A 16558-nucleotide genomic window follows, 5' to 3' on the forward strand; every position below is an offset into this window, starting at 1 on the left:
TAGCCCGGCGCGGTAACCATGGGACTGCTTATTTCGGATTGTTTTCGGCTATCGGGGATTTCTCGTGTACTCGATGTTCAGCTCGGTAAGCCCGCGAAGCAGGAAGGTAGGCTCGTAGACGAAAGTGCGGTCGTTCTCCGGACCGTGTGCGCTGTCGCTGATCCGGATGTCGCTCATTCGGTCGAGCAACTTGTTGAGCGTGACGTGACCTTCGATCCGCGCAAGTGGTGCACCCGCGCACGTGTGCAGACCCCGGCCGAACGCGATGTGATCGTGCGCGTTCTTGCGGTCGAGCCGAAATTCGTTGGGTTCTTCGAATTTCCGTGGGTCGCGGTTGGCGGCTGCAAGACTCAGCATGACGACTGTCCCTGCGGTGACCTCGACGTCACCGATGGTGGTGTTCTTCTTCACGAGCCGGAAGTCGACCTTGGTAGGACTGTCGTAGCGCAGTGACTCTTCCATGAAAGGCTTTATGAGGCTGCGATCTTCGCGCAACATCTTCTGGTACCCCGGTCGTTCACAGAGCACCCGCAGTGCCGAACTGAGAAGCTTCGTCACCGTCTCCTGACCGGCAGCGAACAGGAAGGCCGCGGGCCGAACGACTTCGAGCAGTTCCGGCGTGGTTCCGTCCGGGTACGTGGCCGCAGCGAGACCGCTGAGAATGTCGCCCCGAGGTTCACGTCGCCGCTCGGCCAGGTAATCGGCGAACCGGTCGTCCAGGTATTCGAGAGGGTTGACCGCGACCGTCCTGTGGTCGAGCGCCCCCACCGGGATGCCGGATCGTTCCGCGGCGCCCAGCGCGAACCGGAACTCGTCGCGATCCTCCTCCGGAACGCCCAGAAGGTCGGTGATCGCCAGCGTCGCAAAGGGTTTTGCGTACTGTCCGAGGAACTCGCAGTGCTCGTCGTCGAAGAATTCGTCGAGCACCTGGTCCGAGAGCGACCACAGATACTCCTCGTTCTCCTTCAGTCGCTTGGGCGTGAGGAGACGGCCGAGCAGCGAACGCGCCCGCGTGTGGTCGGGGGGATCCATCACGACCATGTGTTCGGAGATCGGGAACAGGTGCCGGTGCGCGGCGATCTGGTCCGTGATGTCGTCGCCCTCCGGCACGAACGGTAGCGGCGGGAACGGGCCTCCGATGGCGTTGACCGCCGAGAGGGCTTCCGAGTTCTTGAAAGCCTCCACGACCTCGGCGTAACCGGTGACCATCAGCACTCCGTAATTCGGTTCCCGGAAGACCGGGTTCCGACTTCGGAGATGGCCGAAATAGTCGAAGGGACTCTGCGCCAGAGCGCCGTCGGAGAAGTAGTCGGCTGAGGCGAGATCGGTCATCGGTCACGGACCTTTCGGTGATCCGGCGGGGGAAGTGGAAGAGCCGTCGTCGACGACGACGGCGGCGCGCGGGCACGCACTCGCGGCCGCTAGCGCTTTGGGCCACAACGCTTCCGGAGGGGTTTCGTCGCACGTCGCGATGTCGTCGTCGGCGAGGTCGAATATTTCGGGCGCGATCTCGATACACAATGCGTGGGCCTCGCACATGTCGCGATCGATGCGCAGGCGCTTCGATGATCCCGTCATCGGGCACTCCAAAGGGAGAAGGGGGACCCGGACGGCAAGGTCACCTGCTCGGCAGCGATGCCGTCCGCTATACGGTAGTAACGGTGTTACCGGCGTCACGGTAACCCTGTTATCCGACTACGGCAAGGGAATTCGCAAAATGGAGAACACCGTATCGGTCGCCGGGGAGGACCGGCTTCTCGACACCGTCGTGGAGTTGCTCGACGAACCCGGAATCGACGCGGTCCAACTGCGCGAGGTCGCAAGACGCGCACGCGTATCGCTGTCCACCGTCTACAAGCGCTACGCCACGCGGGACGAGCTGATCCTTGCCGCGATCGAACGCTGGATGGAGGGCAACCACTCCACACTCGTGCCGCAGCAACGGAACGCGGATGAGCCCCTGCATCCGGCGATGATGCAGGTGATGCGCGCGATCTTCGAACCGTGGGAGAAACATCCGCACATGCTGCTCGCCTACTTCCGGGTGAGGACTGCACCCGGCGGCGAGGGACTGCACAAGCGCGGCTTCGATCCTGTCGTGCCCGTCGGAATGGCCGTTCTCTCCGGCGTCGACCCCGGCTTCGTCGGAGAACTGAAATCGATCCTGTCGAGCGTGGTCTACGGCCTCGTCGGCCGGTGCCGCGACGGCGACATCGCAATCGACGAGATCATGCCCACGCTCGATCGCACGATCTACTGGCTGACCACGGGGTACGAGGCGACCCTCGAAAACCGCGACTCCGACGCTCGTCGCGGCCGGCCGTAACCGGAACGCCGGCGCGACCCGGCGGGCTCCGATGCGCCGCAGAACGACTCAGGACGGTCCGGCCTCCAGTGCCAGTTCCACCGCGGCGGCCGCGCCTTCGTACCAGGGTTCGCCGTGACCCGGCAGCACGGTGGCAGCGTCGGTGTCCGCGAGTGCGGACAGCGACGCCAACGCCTGCGCACTGTCGGTCGTCGCTGCTGCCGCCACCACGTGCGGTCCGGTCTTGCAGGTATAGGGATCGAGGGTGACAAGCGCGTCACCCGAGATCACCGCGTGGCGGTCCGGCAGATGCAGCGCGCAGTGCCCGAACGTGTGACCGGGAGTGAACACCACTCGTGGCCTCCCCGGGACCTTCAACTGGGCGCCGGTCTCGAACGGCGTCGTCTCCGCGACACCACGGACTCCCAACGCCCCCGCTGCGGTCATACGCCCGAGGATCAGAAGGGATTTCGGATATTTGAACGGATACAGCAGCCGCGCACGTTCCGGCTTGTACCGGTAGGGATGTGCCGCGAGGTACTGCTCGCGCCGATGGCTCCACACCGGGACCTGCCACGCGCGGTGGATACGACGTGCCGACCCGACGTGGTCGAAATGAGCGTGGGTGAGCACGATCGCCCGCACGTCCCCCGGGGTACGGCCGATCTCTCGCAGGCCCGATTCGATGTGCCGGAACGTCGAGGGAAAGCCGGTGTCGACCAGGGTCACTCCGTCCTCGTCCTCGACGAGATACAGATTGACGTCGGCGTGCTCGATGCGGTGCACACCTTCGGCCACATTACGTTCGAACATCGGTCCTCCTCGGTCGGACGGGAGTCGTGCGCGTGCGGACGTCAGCCCTCGGGATTCTCCTGTTCCCGCTGTCCACGCAGTTGCTGCGCGGCACGGTCGGCGCCCTCCTGGTCGAGCGCACCGAACATCTTGTCCACCTTCGACCCCGGGGCTCGCGGTGGCAGCAACGGCGTGGACGGATCGGTCACCGCCTGGATCACCACGGGACGGTCGGCGGCCAGCGCGGTACGCCAGGCGTCGTCGATATCTTCGGGCCGCTCGATGCGGATGCCTTCGAGCCCGAGCAAACGCGCGTAGTCGGCATAGGGAAAAACCGGGACGTCCTGCGAAGCCGGAATCCGGGCATCGCCTTCCATTTCCCTTTGTTCCCAGGACACTTCGGAAAGGTCGTCGTTGTCGAGTACCAGCACGACGAACCTCGGGTCGTCCCAGTTGCGCCAGTGGTGAGCTACCGTCACGAGTTCGGAGTTACCGCTCATCTGCATCGCACCGTCGCCGGCGAGCGCGATCACCGGCCGGTCCGGGTGGGCCAGTTTGGCCGCGAGCCCGTAGGGAAGTGCCGACCCCATCGACGCGAGCGTGCTGGACAGGTGTGCCGGGACACCGCGGGGCAGGCGGAGCATCCGTGCGTACCAGTACACGACCGACCCGACATCGACGGCCACCTGCGCGTCCGGGGGCAGATGCTCGGACAGCGCGGACACCACCGTCTGTGGGTTGAGCCGGTCCGACCGTTCGGCGCAGCGCTCCGCCGCGATCCGGTGCCACTCTCGCGCCATGCTCGCGACCTCGTCGCGCCACGGCCGCTCCGTCTGCTGTAGCCGCGGAAGCAACGCCCGCAACGTCTCCGACGCGTCTCCCGGAAGCGCCACCTCCACAGGGTATTTCGCGCCGAGGTTGCGGGACTCGATATCGATCTGCACGGCTCGCGCCTGGCCGGGCGCGGGGTAGAACTCGGTCCACGGGTCGTTGCTGCCGACGATGAGCAAGGTGTCGCACCCGGCCATCAGGTCGGCGGATGCGGTGGTACCGAGGTGACCCATCACCCCGCATGCCCACGGCTGCGTTTCGTCCACCACGGGCTTGCCGAGCAGCGACGTCGTGACGCCCGCACCGAGGCGCTCGGCGATCTCGGCGATTTCCGCCGCGGCACCGTAAGCCCCCTGACCGACGAGCAGGGCCACCTTCTCCCCCGCGTTGAGCACTTCCGCAGCCTTGTCGAGGTCCGTCTCGGCGGGGATCACCCGCGGCACGGCGTATGTGGCGGTGCTGGGAGCGAACCCGTGCTCGTGCTCGCGCTCGGGGGCGTCCGCCTGCTGGATGTCGTGCGGCACGATCACGCAGGTGGGGCTCGAGGTGGCTCGCGCGGTGCGGAAGGCATTGTCGAGCGCAGGGCCGAGTTGCTCGGGGCTGTCGATGCTCTGCACATACTGCGCGCAGACGTCCTTGAACAGCGTCGCGAGTTCCACTTCCTGCTGGTAGCCGCTCCCCTGCGCGGAGGTGACGACCTGGCCGACGATGGCGACCACCGGTTTGCTGTCGAGTTTCGCGTCGTAGAGGCCGGTGAGGAGGTGAATCGCCCCCGGTCCTTGCGTAGCGAGACAGACGCCCACCTCGCCGGTGTACTTGGCGTGGCCGGTGGCCATGAATGCGGCCATCTCCTCGTGGCGTGCCGTCACCAGTTCGATGTGCTCCGATGCCCGATCCAGCGCAGCTAGTACAGGGTCGATCCCGTCGCCTGCGTAGCCGAACACCCGGCGCACTCCCCAGTCCCTGAGCCGGTCCACGATTCCGTCGGCGACATTGGGCATACAAGTCTCCTGTCCTGCAGTCGAGCGAGCGGATTGCAGTCCGGGTTCCCGATGGGGCGGGACCGAAACCTCACCGTCCGGAGGAGGAGATGTGCGGGCGCGAGACGCCTCAGTCCTATCGCCACAGTCCTATCGAGGGCTGTACATGATCATCGCGACGCCGACCAGACACACGAGCGCACCGGATACGTCCCACCGGTCGGGACGGAAGCCGTCGACCGCCATGCCCCACACGAGGGACCCTGCGACGAACACACCACCGTAGGCCGCGAGGATGCGTCCGAAGTTCGCGTCCGGTTGCAGGGTTGCCACGAAACCGTATGCGCCGAGAGCGATCACACCCGCGCCGACCCAGATCCAGCCTCTGTGTTCACGCACGCCCTGCCACACGAGCCAGGCGCCACCGATTTCGAACAGCGCGGCAACGGCGAACAGCACCAGAGACTTCAGAATCGTCACGGCCGGACTCTAACGCTCGCCCCGCCCCATGGAGGGGCCAGGCGTGCCGGCTCACCCGCGGAGGTCTATCACAGTTCGTCGATGGACACCACGCCGTCCTGCAGGGCACGGGCCAGCAGGGACGTCTTCGTGGGCGCGGCGCGGCCCACGCGTGCGTACTTCTCGCGAATACGCACGATGTGAGTGCTCACGGTCGCGGCCGTGACGTACAGCCGCGCGGCCGCCTCGGACTTGGATTCACACACCAGCCATTCACGAAGAATCTCGATCTCACGGGCCGTGAGGGCAGGCTTCCGGTAGGTCGGGGTCTTGTCGAGCATGCTGGTCATGGCGAATCCCTCTGTAGGCAACGATCGCCCGAGCGTGATCCCCCGACCAACGCGTCCCGGTCGGGACGACGCTACCGCCGCGCGCCCCCTTCCCCCAGCCCCACATTCTCCTGCCCATGAAACCAGGGTCATCGTTAGCACTGCTAAGCAGATGCTGTGACGGCGGTGGGCACAGGTCTGTCGAGAACCGATCCGTCGCGGTCGAGTTCGATGCGGCGCACCTCGTCCTGGTCGTGCAACAACATGGTCACCAGCGCATGACGGCCCGGCGGGAGAACACGAACGGTCACCGAACCGCTCCACACCGCATCGAGACAGTCCACAACCGCCCGGTGGACGCGACGGCGCACGTCCGTCGACACGTCGTCCAGGCCCTTGTCGTCGAGCATGACCACTTCGACGCCTCGAAGTCGCGCCGCCTGTGCTGCTTCCACCACCGCGACATCCTGTAGTGCGGGCGCCCGCAGCATGTCGCGAAGACGTGCCTCGAGCAGCGCACACTTGGTGCGATCCTCGTCCGCCAGCGGCTTTCCCGAGGCGATGAGCGAAAGCATCGGCCGTGCCAGAGCGTCGAGCCGGGCGAGCTGGGCATCGCGTTCCTCGAGAAGGGCGGCGGTCGCGGATTCCCGGGCGATCCGCTGGGTCGTGCGCGCCCGTAACCGGTAGATGGAGCCGGCCAACGGGCGGATCGTGTACGCGAACACCGTGCCCATGAGGACCGGGCCGGCATTGACCAGCGATACGCCGAGGCCGGTCCCGACTCCGGCTCCGGTGGCCTGCGCCCACACCGCCGAAGTGCCGAACATGAGTATCAGGCCGATCCACGCCAGCAGAGTCCGGCCGCGCACGCACATGAAGACGAGGACGGTGGCGGACATCCCGAAAGTCCACAGCTGGACCGGCCGGTCGGTGGGTTCGGTCGGAACCACGGTGAACAGGGCGCCGCACGACACGGCCCCCGTGAACATCAGCGCCAGAGCCGGACCGAGCGGCAGCGGATCGCCTTCGACCGCGACGAGCACGAAGGCTGCCGCCACACAGACCACGACGGAACCGAGCATCGGCCAGACGCTTTCGGCGCGGTCGACGTTGTACGCGGCGAGCAGCACGCACGTCACCGCATACAGACCCGCCAAGGCGCGCGCGGGTTTGCTGTGCATCCGCAGCAGGTCGGAGATCGTCGCATTCGCAGAATTCACGACCGTTGCTCCTTCCACGAGAGGAACACGGCAGTTCCGGCACCGGGCACCGAGCGCACTTCCGCTGCTCCGCCCGGTAACTGGTTCATCCGCGCGCAGATACTGACGCTGACACCCAACCGGTCCTCACCCACGTCGTCCGGATCGAAGCCGCACCCGTCGTCGACGACGCGGACATCCAGCCTGCCGCGCCGCACCTCGGCCCTCACCGACCTCATCGCGTCGGGTCCGGCGTGCTTCACGCTGTTGCGGACCGCCTCCGCGAGAGCGGCAGCGACGACGCGAACAGGTTCCGCCGGAAAAGCCTCCGCCTCCGCCTCGCGCGAGATGCTCGGGCAGAAGGTGACCTCCTCGTCGGCTTCGGTGGCGGCGGAGCGCAATCGGGATACCACCGTGTCGGCGTCCATCGGACCGGCCTCGTCGTCACGCCGTCGGAGGTTGTCGAGTTCGGCCAGCGCGCGTGCCGCCTGAGGAACGACGGAGTCGTCGGGAGCACGGCGTGCGACGGCAAGAAACGTCGACATCACCCGGTCGTGCACGAGCGCATCGAAGCGTTCACGCTCGACATTGCGGGCTTCCAGAGCAGCGGACGCCGCCGCCGCCTCGTGGGTCGCGGCGACGGTCTCGTCGAGCATGCGGCCGGTGCCCATGCCCACCACGGCCGCGGCGAGGAAGAGTGTGCAGAAGACGAGCCCGAACGCGACGTCCGGAACCAGACTCTGGGTGAAGGGTGCATCCCTGACCATGTGGTCGGCGGCCTGTGCCAGCAGCACCGCGCACACCATGTGAAGGAATGCCCACGGCGGACGCCACGCCACCGCCGCGGCGAACGAGGCCACCCCGGGAAACGAACTGAACCACAGTGTCTCGTCCTGCGGCACGACCGACCCGTTCCATGCCGGAAACCACAGGGCAACGGCTGCGAGATACAGGAGCGCGTTCGCGGCAGCGATCTGTTTCATCCGCCGCTTGTCGCAGAACGAGGCCGACAGACCGAGGACCACGCACGATCCGAAAATCATGGCCGCGGCTGTCGGCGTCCACCACGAAGCGGTCAGGCCGGCCTGTCCGACAATCGCCGGAGCCACAAGCAGCAGGTAGCACACGTATCCGATTGCGATGAACCACGCGAACATTCGCAGAAGGCGGTCTGCCGCCGCGCTCGCACCGGCGCTCGCGCCCTCAGCCACGCCGACGGGCATCGTCGCGCTCCGGAATCGGCAACCACCCGTCCTCGATCGCACGTTTGTACAGGTCGGTCTTGGTGGGGGCCGGCCGGCCCGCTTCCGCGTACTTGGCCCGGATCCGCTGCAGGTAGTCGTTGACGGTCTGCGGAGCGAGTCCGGTCAATCGTGCGACGCGGTCGAGCTTCTCGCCCGAGGCATACAGTTCGAGCACCTCGAGCTGCCGCGGGCTCAGACCGACATCCCCGAGTTCGGGATCTCCGTCGATCGCCGCAGCCCACTCGGTGCTCGCGACCTGCCCGCCCGACGCGGCAATCCGGATCGCCTCGACCACCACCGCAGCGGGTTCCGACTTGCGGACCACGCCCAGGACCCCGGCGCGGGCGGCGGAGCGCACCAGAAACGCGTTCTCAGCGCCGGTGAACACGAGCGTTTCGAGTCCTGCGGCCCGCAGTTGCTCGACGTTGCTTTTCGGCGCAGACCCGTCGGAGAGTCGCAGGTCCAGCACCGCGAGGTGGAGATCGTCGTGCTGCGCGAGCAGCGCGTCCACCGTCGGAACAGCGCAGACGAGTTCGAGATCCGGTTGGTCGGCGAGCATTGCCGCCAGTCCCAGAGCCACCGATTCGTGGTCTTCGACGAGCCCGATCCGGCGGACGGGAGCAAAATTCTCGGCCATGACAGCCCTCCCGATTGCCTGATGTCGTATGCAGAACGACGGTATCAGCCCGCGTCAGTGCAAGCCTTCTCTGCGGACCGATGCCGGATCGATATCGTCGCGCAGGCCCTGCCAACTGGTATGCCTCAGCCGCCCACCGTCGGTCCACCCCCCGAACCGCACTTCGCCCACCAGGTCCGGGTCCAGCCACACCGCATCTCGTCTCTCCGTCCGGGGTACCTCGTCGGAGAACGGGATCGTCGATCGCTCGAGGCCCTCCATTGCGCGCACCAGTTCGGTGAGGGTGCGCTCGTCGAATCCCGTGCCGACCTTTCCGACGTACAGCAGACCACCCTCGTCGTCGTGCACCCCGAGCAGCAGAGACCCGAAAGTCGCGGAGCGGCTTCCCCGTCCCTTCCGGTAGCCGCCGATGAGGACCGACTGCGTGAGCCAGTTCTTCTCCTTGATCCAGGCACTCCCCCGTTTACCCGGCAGGTAGACCGAGTCGCGCCGCTTGGCGATCACGCCTTCCCAGCGCGCGTCCCTGCTGCGGCGCAGCGCTTCTGCCCCGTCGCCGTGCAGTTGCTCCGGAACGAGCAACCCTCCGGTCGCGGCAGCGAGAGCGTCGAGCACCCGGCGTCGGTCGTCATACGTCTTGCGCAGCAACGACACCCCGTCCAGATAAAGAATGTCGAATACCCGGTACTCGGCCTTCACTCCTTGCTGCAGACGCGAGAAACTGGTCACTCCTTCTGGATCGACCGCGACGATCTCTCCGTCGAGCACCACGTCGTGCCCTTCGAGGATGCCGGCGAGGTCGGCGAGCGGGGGGTATTCCCGCGTGATGTCGCGTCCCGACCTGCTGTGCAGACGCAACTCGCCCTCGCACACCTCGGCGATCGCACGATATCCGTCCCACTTCCCTTCGAAGGCCCAGTGTTCGGCGTCCAGCCCCGACACTTCTCCCGGGGTCGCGAGCATCGGTGCGATGTCGCGTGGAAAATCGGATGCGCGGGCGTTGGCGTCGACGTCGGGCGACTGTTCCTTCATCCGGTGCGCCAGCCACTGGTCCTTCTCGGTCCGAATCAGCGCGTACCGTCCGTCGATTCGCTTTCCGTGCAGGCGCACGATGACCTCGTCGTCCCGCCATTTCTCGGTCTCGTACGTGCCCGTGTCCCAGATGGTCATCGTCCCGCCGCCGTATTCACCCTTCGGGATGGTGCCGTGGAAGGTGAGGTATTCGATCGGGTGGTCCTCGGTGTGGACGGCGAGGTGGTTGCGGCCGGGACTGTCGGGCAGATTCTTCGGGACCGCCCACGACGCAAGCACTCCGTCGCGCTCGAGCCGGAGGTCGAAGTGCAGTCGGCGGGCATGGTGTTCCTGGATGACGAACCGGTCGCCGGAACCGTCGCGCGGGACACCGCGCGGCACCGGTTCCGGAGTGCGCGACGCGACGCGTTTGCTTCGATACGTCTCGAGGGCGTCGGAGGCGGGACGGATGTCGAGTGGCGGATCGAGGCCTTCGAGCAGGTCGCCGTATTCGCCGAGGCGGTCGAGGACTTCCTCGAATCGCAGGTGCCGCAGGTCCGGATCGTCCAACTCGTCCCATGCGCGGGGCGCCGCGACCCACGGCTCCTCGCGTCCGCGCAGCGAATACGGCGCGACCGTGGTCTTCGCCCCGTTGTTCTGGCTCCAGTCGACGAAAACCTTTCCGGGCCGCACCGACTTCGACATCGTCGCGGTGACGAGATCGGGGTACGCGGTTGCCAGGTTGGTCGCGACCTGCTTGGCCACCGTCGACGCCCCAGAGGTACTCAGGATCCGGTCGAGCGGCACATACAGGTGGATCCCTTTGCTCCCACTGGTGACCGGATAAGCCGTCCAGCCCAATTCGGCGACGGTGTCGCGGACGTACCGGGCCACAACCGTGCATTCGGCAAGTCCCGCACCGGGCCCCGGGTCGAGATCGAACACGATCCGGGTGGCGGGCCCGGCATGGTCGTCGTCGAAACGCCACTGCGGCACATGCAGTTCGAGAGCGGCCTGTTGCCCGAGCCAGACGAGGCTCGCAGCCGAATCGAACAGTGGATAGGTGACGCTGCGCTGCTTGTGGTGCAGCGTGCGCCGGTCCAGCCACGACGGGGCATGCTCGGCGAGGTTCTTCTCGAAGAACGCGGGTTCCTCGACGCCGTTGGGCCAGCGTTTCCGCGTACCTGCCCGGCCCGCGACATGCGGGAGCATCGCGTGGGCGACCGCCTCGTAATAGGCGATGACGTCACCCTTCGTCGTGCCGGTCTTCGGATACAGCACCTTGTCGGTATTGGTGAGGGTGATCCGATGGCCGTCGACCGTGCGTGTCGGCATACCTCATAATGCCGTGCCCGGCCGCCGAACGGCCGGATTGCGAACGAGTTCAGTCCCGCGAACGCAGATCGACGGGCTGTCCGTCGGAGGGGAACGGAAGGGACGTGAAGTTCAGCGGGGCGACGTAGCCGGGGTCGACGTGCCAGTCGAAGCGCAGCAGAAGGTGATGCATGATCGCCTTGATCTCGGCGCCGGCGAAGTGCATCCCGAGACACTTGTGCACACCGCCGCCGAACGGCTCCCACGCATAACGATGCACCTTGTCTTCCCGGCGATGTTCCGCGAAGCGCTCGGGATCGAAACGCTCGGGTTCGGGCCAGTACTGCGGCATGTGGTGGGTGAAGTGGGGTGCCACCGCAGCGTAGGTTCCTGCGGGGATGAAGTGCCCCTGTACCTCGGTGTCGCGGATGGCCCGGCGCGCCATCATCGGAACGGGCGCGACGATGCGCAGGCATTCCCTCATGACCAGATCGAGGCTCACCAACCCGTCGAGTTCGGCGTAACCGGGTGACGACGTGCCCAGCGCGAGCGACTCCGCCCGGCACCTCTCCCGCCACTCCGGGTGCTGCCCCAGGTACTGCATCATCGTGGACAGGCTGATCGTCGAGGTGTCGTGCGCGGCCATCAGCAGGAAGATCATGTGATCGACGACCTCGTCGTCACTGAAACGTTGTCCTGTGTCGGATTCGATGTGGCACAGCACGGAGAACAGGTCGTCGGTCTCGTGTGTTCGACGTGCCGGAAGATACCGGCGGAAGAACTCCTCGAGCAGGCGCCGGCCGTCGAGTCCGCGCTTCCATCGGGTTCCGGGAACCGGATACCGGATCACGGAGGTCGCCGCCTGGACGCAGTCGACGAAAGCCGTTTTCACAGCTTCGATCTCGCGGTCGGTGCTGTCTTCCGCACCGCCCATGAAGATGTCCGTGGCGAGGTCGAGGGTGAGGGTTTTCAGCTCGGTGTACGCCCGGAATCCGTCGGTGGGCGTCCACGTGTCGAGTGCAGCCTCGATGGCCGGATGGAGCGCGTCGACAGTCTTCTCCAGGCGGGAGCGGGTGAACGCCTGCTGCATGATCCGCCGATGCCGCAGGTGTTCGTCCGAGTCGAGGAGCATGAGACCACCGTGGAAGAAGGGCCCGATCAGCGCCGACCAGCCGTCGCTGTTCACGAATGCCCGGTCCTTGTTCTGCAGCACTTCCTGGCATGCATCGGGCCCGAGGACGGCAACCCAGCGCCAGCCGATCATCGTGAACCACGAGAGCTCACCGAATCGGTCCCAGCGTTTCTGCATCATCGCCAGCGGATCGCGGATGTATTCGAGGGCGCTGCCCACGAGAGGCGGCCCCGAGCGGCCCGGGATCGGGCGCAACTGCGAATCGGCAGGTGGAGCGGCCAGGATTTTCGGCACGGTGAGCCCTCATTTCCGGTTTTGATCTGACAGGACCCTCTGTCAGATGCCTGTAGTGTGAGTCACACCTTCCCCGTCTGTCAATATCGCCGTATGACTTCTCCGACGCCGCGTCGATATGCGGGCATGACCGGCGACCAGCGAGCAGCACTACGACGCGAGACCTTGCTCGAGGCGGCACTGGACGTATTCGCGGCCGAGGGCCACGGCGGCGCGACCATGACCGCCATTTGCGCGAAGGCCAAGTTGACCGAGCGATACTTCTACGAAAGCTTCACCAGCAGAGACGAATTGCTACAGCACGTGTTCGACCGCATAGCCGACGAGATCCGTGATGCCGGACTGGACGCGCTGCGGACGAGCACCGGGCCGCTGGACGAACGGGTACGCAACGCCATCACGGCATTCGTCACCATCCTCACCGACGATCCGCGCAAGGGACGGGTCGCGATGATCCAGTCGGCCGCCTTCGAGCCTCTGCGCTCGCACCGCCGCGCGGCACTGCGGGGGTTCGCCCAGATGGTCGCGAACGAAGCGACGGTCATGTACGGGGATCGCGCGTGGCCACCACATCAGGGCGAAATCAACGGATTGCTGTTCGTCGGCGGCCTCGCCGAACTGGTCACCGCGTGGCTGAACGACGAAATCGCGATCACCCCCGAGGAGATCGTCGACGCGGCGACCCACCAGTTCACTTCCACCGCACACCGCTGAGACCCCCGGTTCCGCGCCGACCCTCCGTGATGGGTGCCGGGTGATTGTGGTCGGCCGCGATCGTTCACAAGCCGGTCACGACGGTGCTACGTTGCGCACATGACCGCGGAAGGAACCGCCGTGTCCACACGTACCGTCGCTCGCCAATGCACCCTGTGTGAGGCGCACTGCGGAATCCTCGTCACCGTCGACCACGACAGGGTCACCCGCATCCAGGGGGATCCCGACGACGTGCTCTCGCACGGTTACATCTGTCCGAAAGCGACCGCGCTCGCGGATCTGCACCACGACCCGGACCGGCTACGACGCCCGATGCGGCGTGTCGGCGACAGCTTCGAGGAGATCGGCTGGGACGAAGCGTTCACCCTCGCCGGCAATCGGCTGCGTGCCGTCCAGCGGCGACACGGCCGCGACGCGATCGCGATGTACCTGGGCAACCCGGCCGCACACAGTTCGTCGGTCCTCTACGGGATCGCACTGCGTCTCGCGCTCCTCACCCGCAAGTTCTACTCGGCGTCCTCGATCGATCAGTTCCCGCAGGAGTTCGCAGCGTGGAAGATGTTCGGCTCGAACGTGCTGATGCCGATCGCCGACGTCGATCACACCGACCGCCTGCTGATTCTCGGGGCCAATCCCGCGGTGTCGAACGGCTCTGTCACCACCATGCCCGACGCCCGCGGACGCATCGCCGCGATCCGTCGCCGCGGCGGCTCGGTGGTCGTGGTCGATCCGCGGCGCACCGAGACCGCGCGATTGGCGGACGAACACGTCGCGGTCGCTCCGGGCGGCGATCCGTACCTGCTGCTCGGCATGCTGCACACGATTCTCGCCGACGGTATCCGCCAGACGCCCGGCACCGTGCCGCTGGCCGGCATGGAGGAACTTGCCGAGTTGGTGGCGGTCTGCGCACCGGAGCAGATGGCGGCGCGCGCCGGGGTGGACGCGGACACGATCCGGCGCCTGGCCCGCGACCACGCCGCGGCACGGTCCGCCGTCGCGTACGCCCGAATCGGTGTCTGCCATCAGGTCACCGGCACCCTCACGCACTGGCTGGTCAATACCCTCAACGCCGTGACCGGGAATCTCGACCGGCCCGGCGGCCAGATGTTCGCGTCACCCCCGATCGATGCGACCCGTCTGCTGCGACGACTCGGTTCCGGCTACGGCATGTGGAGCAGCCGCACCGGCGAGCACAAGTCCTTCCGCACGGAACTGCCGGTGGTGGGCATGGCAGACGAAATGCTCGGTGACGCAAACAGTTCCGCCGGACCCGTCCGTGCGCTGATCACCTACGCCGGGAACCCGGTGCTGTCCACCCCGCAGGGTGGCCGTCTCGACGAGGCCCTCGACAGCCTCGACTTCTTCGTCGCGGTCGACATGTACCTCACCGAAACGACCCGGCACGCCGACTTGATTCTTCCCCCGGTCTCCCACCTCGAACGGGAGGAGTTCGACTTCCTGTTCCCGGTCTTCTCCGTCCGGAACAACGCACGGTTCAGCGCCCGCGTATTCGAGCCTGCGGCCGACGCGCTCGAGGACTGGCAGATCATGTCGCGCCTGACCCTCGAGGTGCTTCCCCTTCCCTTCCGGAAGCACTCGGCCCGTCCGTTCCGCGCCCTGCTCGATCGGCTCAGCCCGCTACGACTGGGCGCCCTCGGTGTCCTGACCGGACCGCACGGCATCCTGCGCCGCGGACGTCGAGGATTGACACTCGGACGGATCAGGCGCACCCCCGGCGGAATCGACCTCGGGCCGCTGCAACCACGGCTCCGCTCCCTCGTGGCAACGCGGGATCGCCGCGTGCACGTGGCGCCACCGGAGTTCGTCGACGAGACACGCCGGTTGCTCTCCGAGACCGAGAACAACTCTCGGGAACAGGAATTCGATCTCCGGTTGATCGGACGCCGCCATCTGCGATCGAACAACTCGTGGCTGCACAACATCGAGACCATGGTCAAGGGCCGGGATCGGTGCACAGTCCTGATGCATCCAGACGACGCGGCGTCCCGGTCGCTCGTCCACGGTCAGCCGGTGACCGTGCGCTCCCGGATGGGGCGCATCGCGGTGCCCGTCGAGGTCAGCGACGAGATCCGGGTCGGGACCGTCGCCATCCCGCACGGCTGGGGTCACGACGAGAAAGGTGTCGGCTGGTTCACCGCAGCCGCGCATCCCGGCGCCAACGTCAACCTGTTGCACGATCCGGCGGTCACCGACACCTTCACGGGCAATGCCGCGGTCAACGCGACGATGGTGAATGTCGCCGCGACGAGTCGGCTGCCTTCGGATCAGGACACGGTCGCCCGGTAGTGCACGCTGTGACAGTGACCCCTATTTGCCGCCGTACACCGGGAAGACGCTCGAAGCGCCGTAGTCGAGTCCACGCAGTTCGCGTAGCGCAGTCATGTCCGCCTCCGCGATGACGAAGTCGACGTCGGCATTGGAGCGCATGTGAGCGGGGTTTTCGGTCTTCGGCAACGACACGGTGCCCAACTGCAGGGTGTACCGGATGCACAGCTGCGGCACGGACACGCTGTACCTGTCGGCCATCGCCTGCACCTCCGGGTTGCGCAGGATCTCGCCGTGCGCGATCGGTGAATACGCCTCGACGAGGATGTTCCTGTTCTCGCAGTAGGCGATCAGTTCGCTGGGCGTGCTGCCGGCGTGCACCAGCACCTGGTTCGCATGCGGGACGAGCGTGCTGTCCGCCAGTAGGTTTTCCAGGTCTTCCTGCAGGAAGTTGGACACCCCGATCGCCCGGAGCTTGCCTGCCCGATGAGCCTCCTCGAGCGCGCGCCAGGCCTGGCGATTGCCCTCGGTGTAGTCGCCGCCGCGGAAGTCGTTCCAAGGTTGCGGGCTGTGGATCAGCATCAGGTCGATGTATTCGAGGCCGAGCGTGTCCAGTGAGCCGTCGATGGCGGCCACCGCTGCGTCGTAATCCTTGGTCTCGGCCCGCAGTTTGGTCGACACGAACAGGTCGTCGCGGGCGATCCCCGAGGCGCGGACGCCCTCGCCTACGCCGCGTTCGTTCTCGTAGGCCTGCGCGGTGTCGATGTTGCGATAACCGATCTCGATCGCGGCTCGCACCGCGTCGGCGGCCTTGTCGTTGTCGATGAACCAGGTGCCCAGCCCCAGCTTGGGGATGGTTACGTCGTTGGACAACGTGTAGGTCTCGTTCAGGATGCTCATGTGTTCGTTCCGTTCCTCGGCAGTTCGCCGTACACCTCGTCGCTGACGGGGACGTGATGAAAAGCGATGGTTCAAGCTTCCCTGCATCGGGGCAGCGGTGTGCAGGGTTGAGGAAGAAACCGGCGGCGACACAC

At 66.4% G+C, this 16558-nt stretch carries 15 protein-coding genes; 3 read left to right on the plus strand and 12 right to left on the minus strand.

The genetic code is table 11. The features are described 5' to 3' along the window. Positions 1–48 precede the first annotated feature (48 nt). A complete protein-coding gene (locus tag AC0B44_RS01880) occupies positions 49–1332 on the minus strand; it encodes a cytochrome P450 (protein WP_471901220.1) in 1284 nt (427 codons plus the stop codon). A 3-nt stretch (positions 1333–1335) separates the two neighbouring features. Beyond that, positions 1336–1578 carry a ferredoxin gene (locus AC0B44_RS01885; RefSeq protein WP_471901221.1) on the minus strand — a complete coding sequence of 81 codons (243 nt, stop codon included), beginning with the start codon at positions 1576–1578 and terminating at the stop codon, positions 1336–1338. Between the two features lie 139 nt (positions 1579–1717). Between AC0B44_RS01885 and AC0B44_RS01890 the strand changes: the two genes are divergently transcribed. After that, the gene (locus tag AC0B44_RS01890; protein WP_471901222.1) at positions 1718–2326 is read left to right on the plus strand and encodes a TetR/AcrR family transcriptional regulator; all 609 of its coding nucleotides are present in this window, start codon (positions 1718–1720) and stop codon (positions 2324–2326) included. Positions 2327–2374: 48 nt separating this feature from the next. Here AC0B44_RS01890 and AC0B44_RS01895 read toward each other — a convergent pair whose 3' ends face one another. The 9 genes from AC0B44_RS01895 to AC0B44_RS01935 form a co-directional block, all read right to left on the minus strand. Continuing rightward, positions 2375–3118, minus strand: coding sequence for an MBL fold metallo-hydrolase (locus AC0B44_RS01895; RefSeq protein WP_471901223.1), 744 nt, complete (start codon positions 3116–3118; stop codon positions 2375–2377). A 41-nt stretch (positions 3119–3159) separates the two neighbouring features. Then, positions 3160–4929, minus strand: coding sequence for a thiamine pyrophosphate-requiring protein (locus AC0B44_RS01900; RefSeq protein ID WP_471901224.1), 1770 nt, complete (start codon positions 4927–4929; stop codon positions 3160–3162). Between the two features lie 129 nt (positions 4930–5058). Beyond that, positions 5059–5388 (minus strand): YnfA family protein, encoded by a 330-nt coding sequence (locus AC0B44_RS01905; RefSeq protein ID WP_471901225.1) that lies wholly within the window; start codon positions 5386–5388, stop codon positions 5059–5061. Between the two features lie 68 nt (positions 5389–5456). Then, positions 5457–5717, minus strand: a complete 261-nt coding sequence (locus tag AC0B44_RS01910) for a LuxR C-terminal-related transcriptional regulator (protein WP_407442948.1) — start codon at positions 5715–5717, stop codon at positions 5457–5459. Between the two features lie 143 nt (positions 5718–5860). Next, positions 5861–6916 (minus strand): hypothetical protein, encoded by a 1056-nt coding sequence (locus AC0B44_RS01915; RefSeq protein WP_471901226.1) that lies wholly within the window; start codon positions 6914–6916, stop codon positions 5861–5863. Next, positions 6913–8118, minus strand: coding sequence for an ATP-binding protein (locus AC0B44_RS01920; protein ID WP_471901227.1), 1206 nt, complete (start codon positions 8116–8118; stop codon positions 6913–6915). The genes AC0B44_RS01915 and AC0B44_RS01920 overlap by 4 nt, the downstream gene beginning before the upstream one ends. Then, entirely contained in the window at positions 8099–8776 is a 678-nt protein-coding gene (locus AC0B44_RS01925; RefSeq protein ID WP_471901228.1) for a response regulator transcription factor, read from the minus strand. Before AC0B44_RS01925 ends, AC0B44_RS01920 begins: the two co-directional genes overlap by 20 nt. Before the next feature lie 54 nt (positions 8777–8830). Next, positions 8831–11119, minus strand: coding sequence for an ATP-dependent DNA ligase (locus AC0B44_RS01930; RefSeq protein ID WP_471901229.1), 2289 nt, complete (start codon positions 11117–11119; stop codon positions 8831–8833). A gap of 49 nt (positions 11120–11168) precedes the next feature. Beyond that, positions 11169–12524: a cytochrome P450 gene (locus tag AC0B44_RS01935; RefSeq protein WP_471901230.1), complete on the minus strand. Its 1356-nt coding sequence runs from the start codon at positions 12522–12524 to the stop codon at positions 11169–11171. A gap of 93 nt (positions 12525–12617) precedes the next feature. Between AC0B44_RS01935 and AC0B44_RS01940 the strand changes: the two genes are divergently transcribed. Both AC0B44_RS01940 and AC0B44_RS01945 read left to right on the plus strand, forming a co-directional pair. Further along, on the plus strand, positions 12618–13238 hold the full coding sequence (locus AC0B44_RS01940) for a TetR/AcrR family transcriptional regulator (protein WP_407441404.1): 621 nt from the start codon (positions 12618–12620) through the stop codon (positions 13236–13238). A gap of 120 nt (positions 13239–13358) precedes the next feature. Next, positions 13359–15545 (plus strand): molybdopterin-dependent oxidoreductase, encoded by a 2187-nt coding sequence (locus tag AC0B44_RS01945; protein ID WP_471901231.1) that lies wholly within the window; start codon positions 13359–13361, stop codon positions 15543–15545. Between the two features lie 21 nt (positions 15546–15566). Here the strand turns inward: AC0B44_RS01945 and AC0B44_RS01950 are convergent, their stop codons facing one another. After that, on the minus strand, positions 15567–16424 hold the full coding sequence (locus AC0B44_RS01950) for an aldo/keto reductase (protein WP_471901232.1): 858 nt from the start codon (positions 16422–16424) through the stop codon (positions 15567–15569). Between the last annotated feature and the right edge of the window lie 134 nt (positions 16425–16558).

The organism is Rhodococcus sp. NPDC019050 (assembly GCF_055664235.1).

What these genes read in the sequence shown, in the direction of transcription:
- AC0B44_RS01880 (WP_471901220.1), bottom strand. Translation starts at nt 1,332, where the DNA reads ATGACCGATCTCGCCTCAGCCGACTACTTCTCCGACGGCGCTCTGGCG.
- AC0B44_RS01925 (WP_471901228.1), bottom strand. Translation starts at nt 8,776, where the DNA reads ATGGCCGAGAATTTTGCTCCCGTCCGCCGGATCGGGCTCGTCGAAGAC.
- AC0B44_RS01940 (WP_407441404.1), top strand. Translation starts at nt 12,618, where the DNA reads ATGACTTCTCCGACGCCGCGTCGATATGCGGGCATGACCGGCGACCAG.
- AC0B44_RS01890 (WP_471901222.1), top strand. Translation starts at nt 1,718, where the DNA reads ATGGAGAACACCGTATCGGTCGCCGGGGAGGACCGGCTTCTCGACACC.
- AC0B44_RS01950 (WP_471901232.1), bottom strand. Translation starts at nt 16,424, where the DNA reads ATGAGCATCCTGAACGAGACCTACACGTTGTCCAACGACGTAACCATC.
- AC0B44_RS01900 (WP_471901224.1), bottom strand. Translation starts at nt 4,929, where the DNA reads ATGCCCAATGTCGCCGACGGAATCGTGGACCGGCTCAGGGACTGGGGA.
- AC0B44_RS01885 (WP_471901221.1), bottom strand. Translation starts at nt 1,578, where the DNA reads ATGACGGGATCATCGAAGCGCCTGCGCATCGATCGCGACATGTGCGAG.
- AC0B44_RS01920 (WP_471901227.1), bottom strand. Translation starts at nt 8,118, where the DNA reads ATGCCCGTCGGCGTGGCTGAGGGCGCGAGCGCCGGTGCGAGCGCGGCG.
- AC0B44_RS01895 (WP_471901223.1), bottom strand. Translation starts at nt 3,118, where the DNA reads ATGTTCGAACGTAATGTGGCCGAAGGTGTGCACCGCATCGAGCACGCC.
- AC0B44_RS01930 (WP_471901229.1), bottom strand. Translation starts at nt 11,119, where the DNA reads ATGCCGACACGCACGGTCGACGGCCATCGGATCACCCTCACCAATACC.
- AC0B44_RS01910 (WP_407442948.1), bottom strand. Translation starts at nt 5,717, where the DNA reads ATGACCAGCATGCTCGACAAGACCCCGACCTACCGGAAGCCTGCCCTC.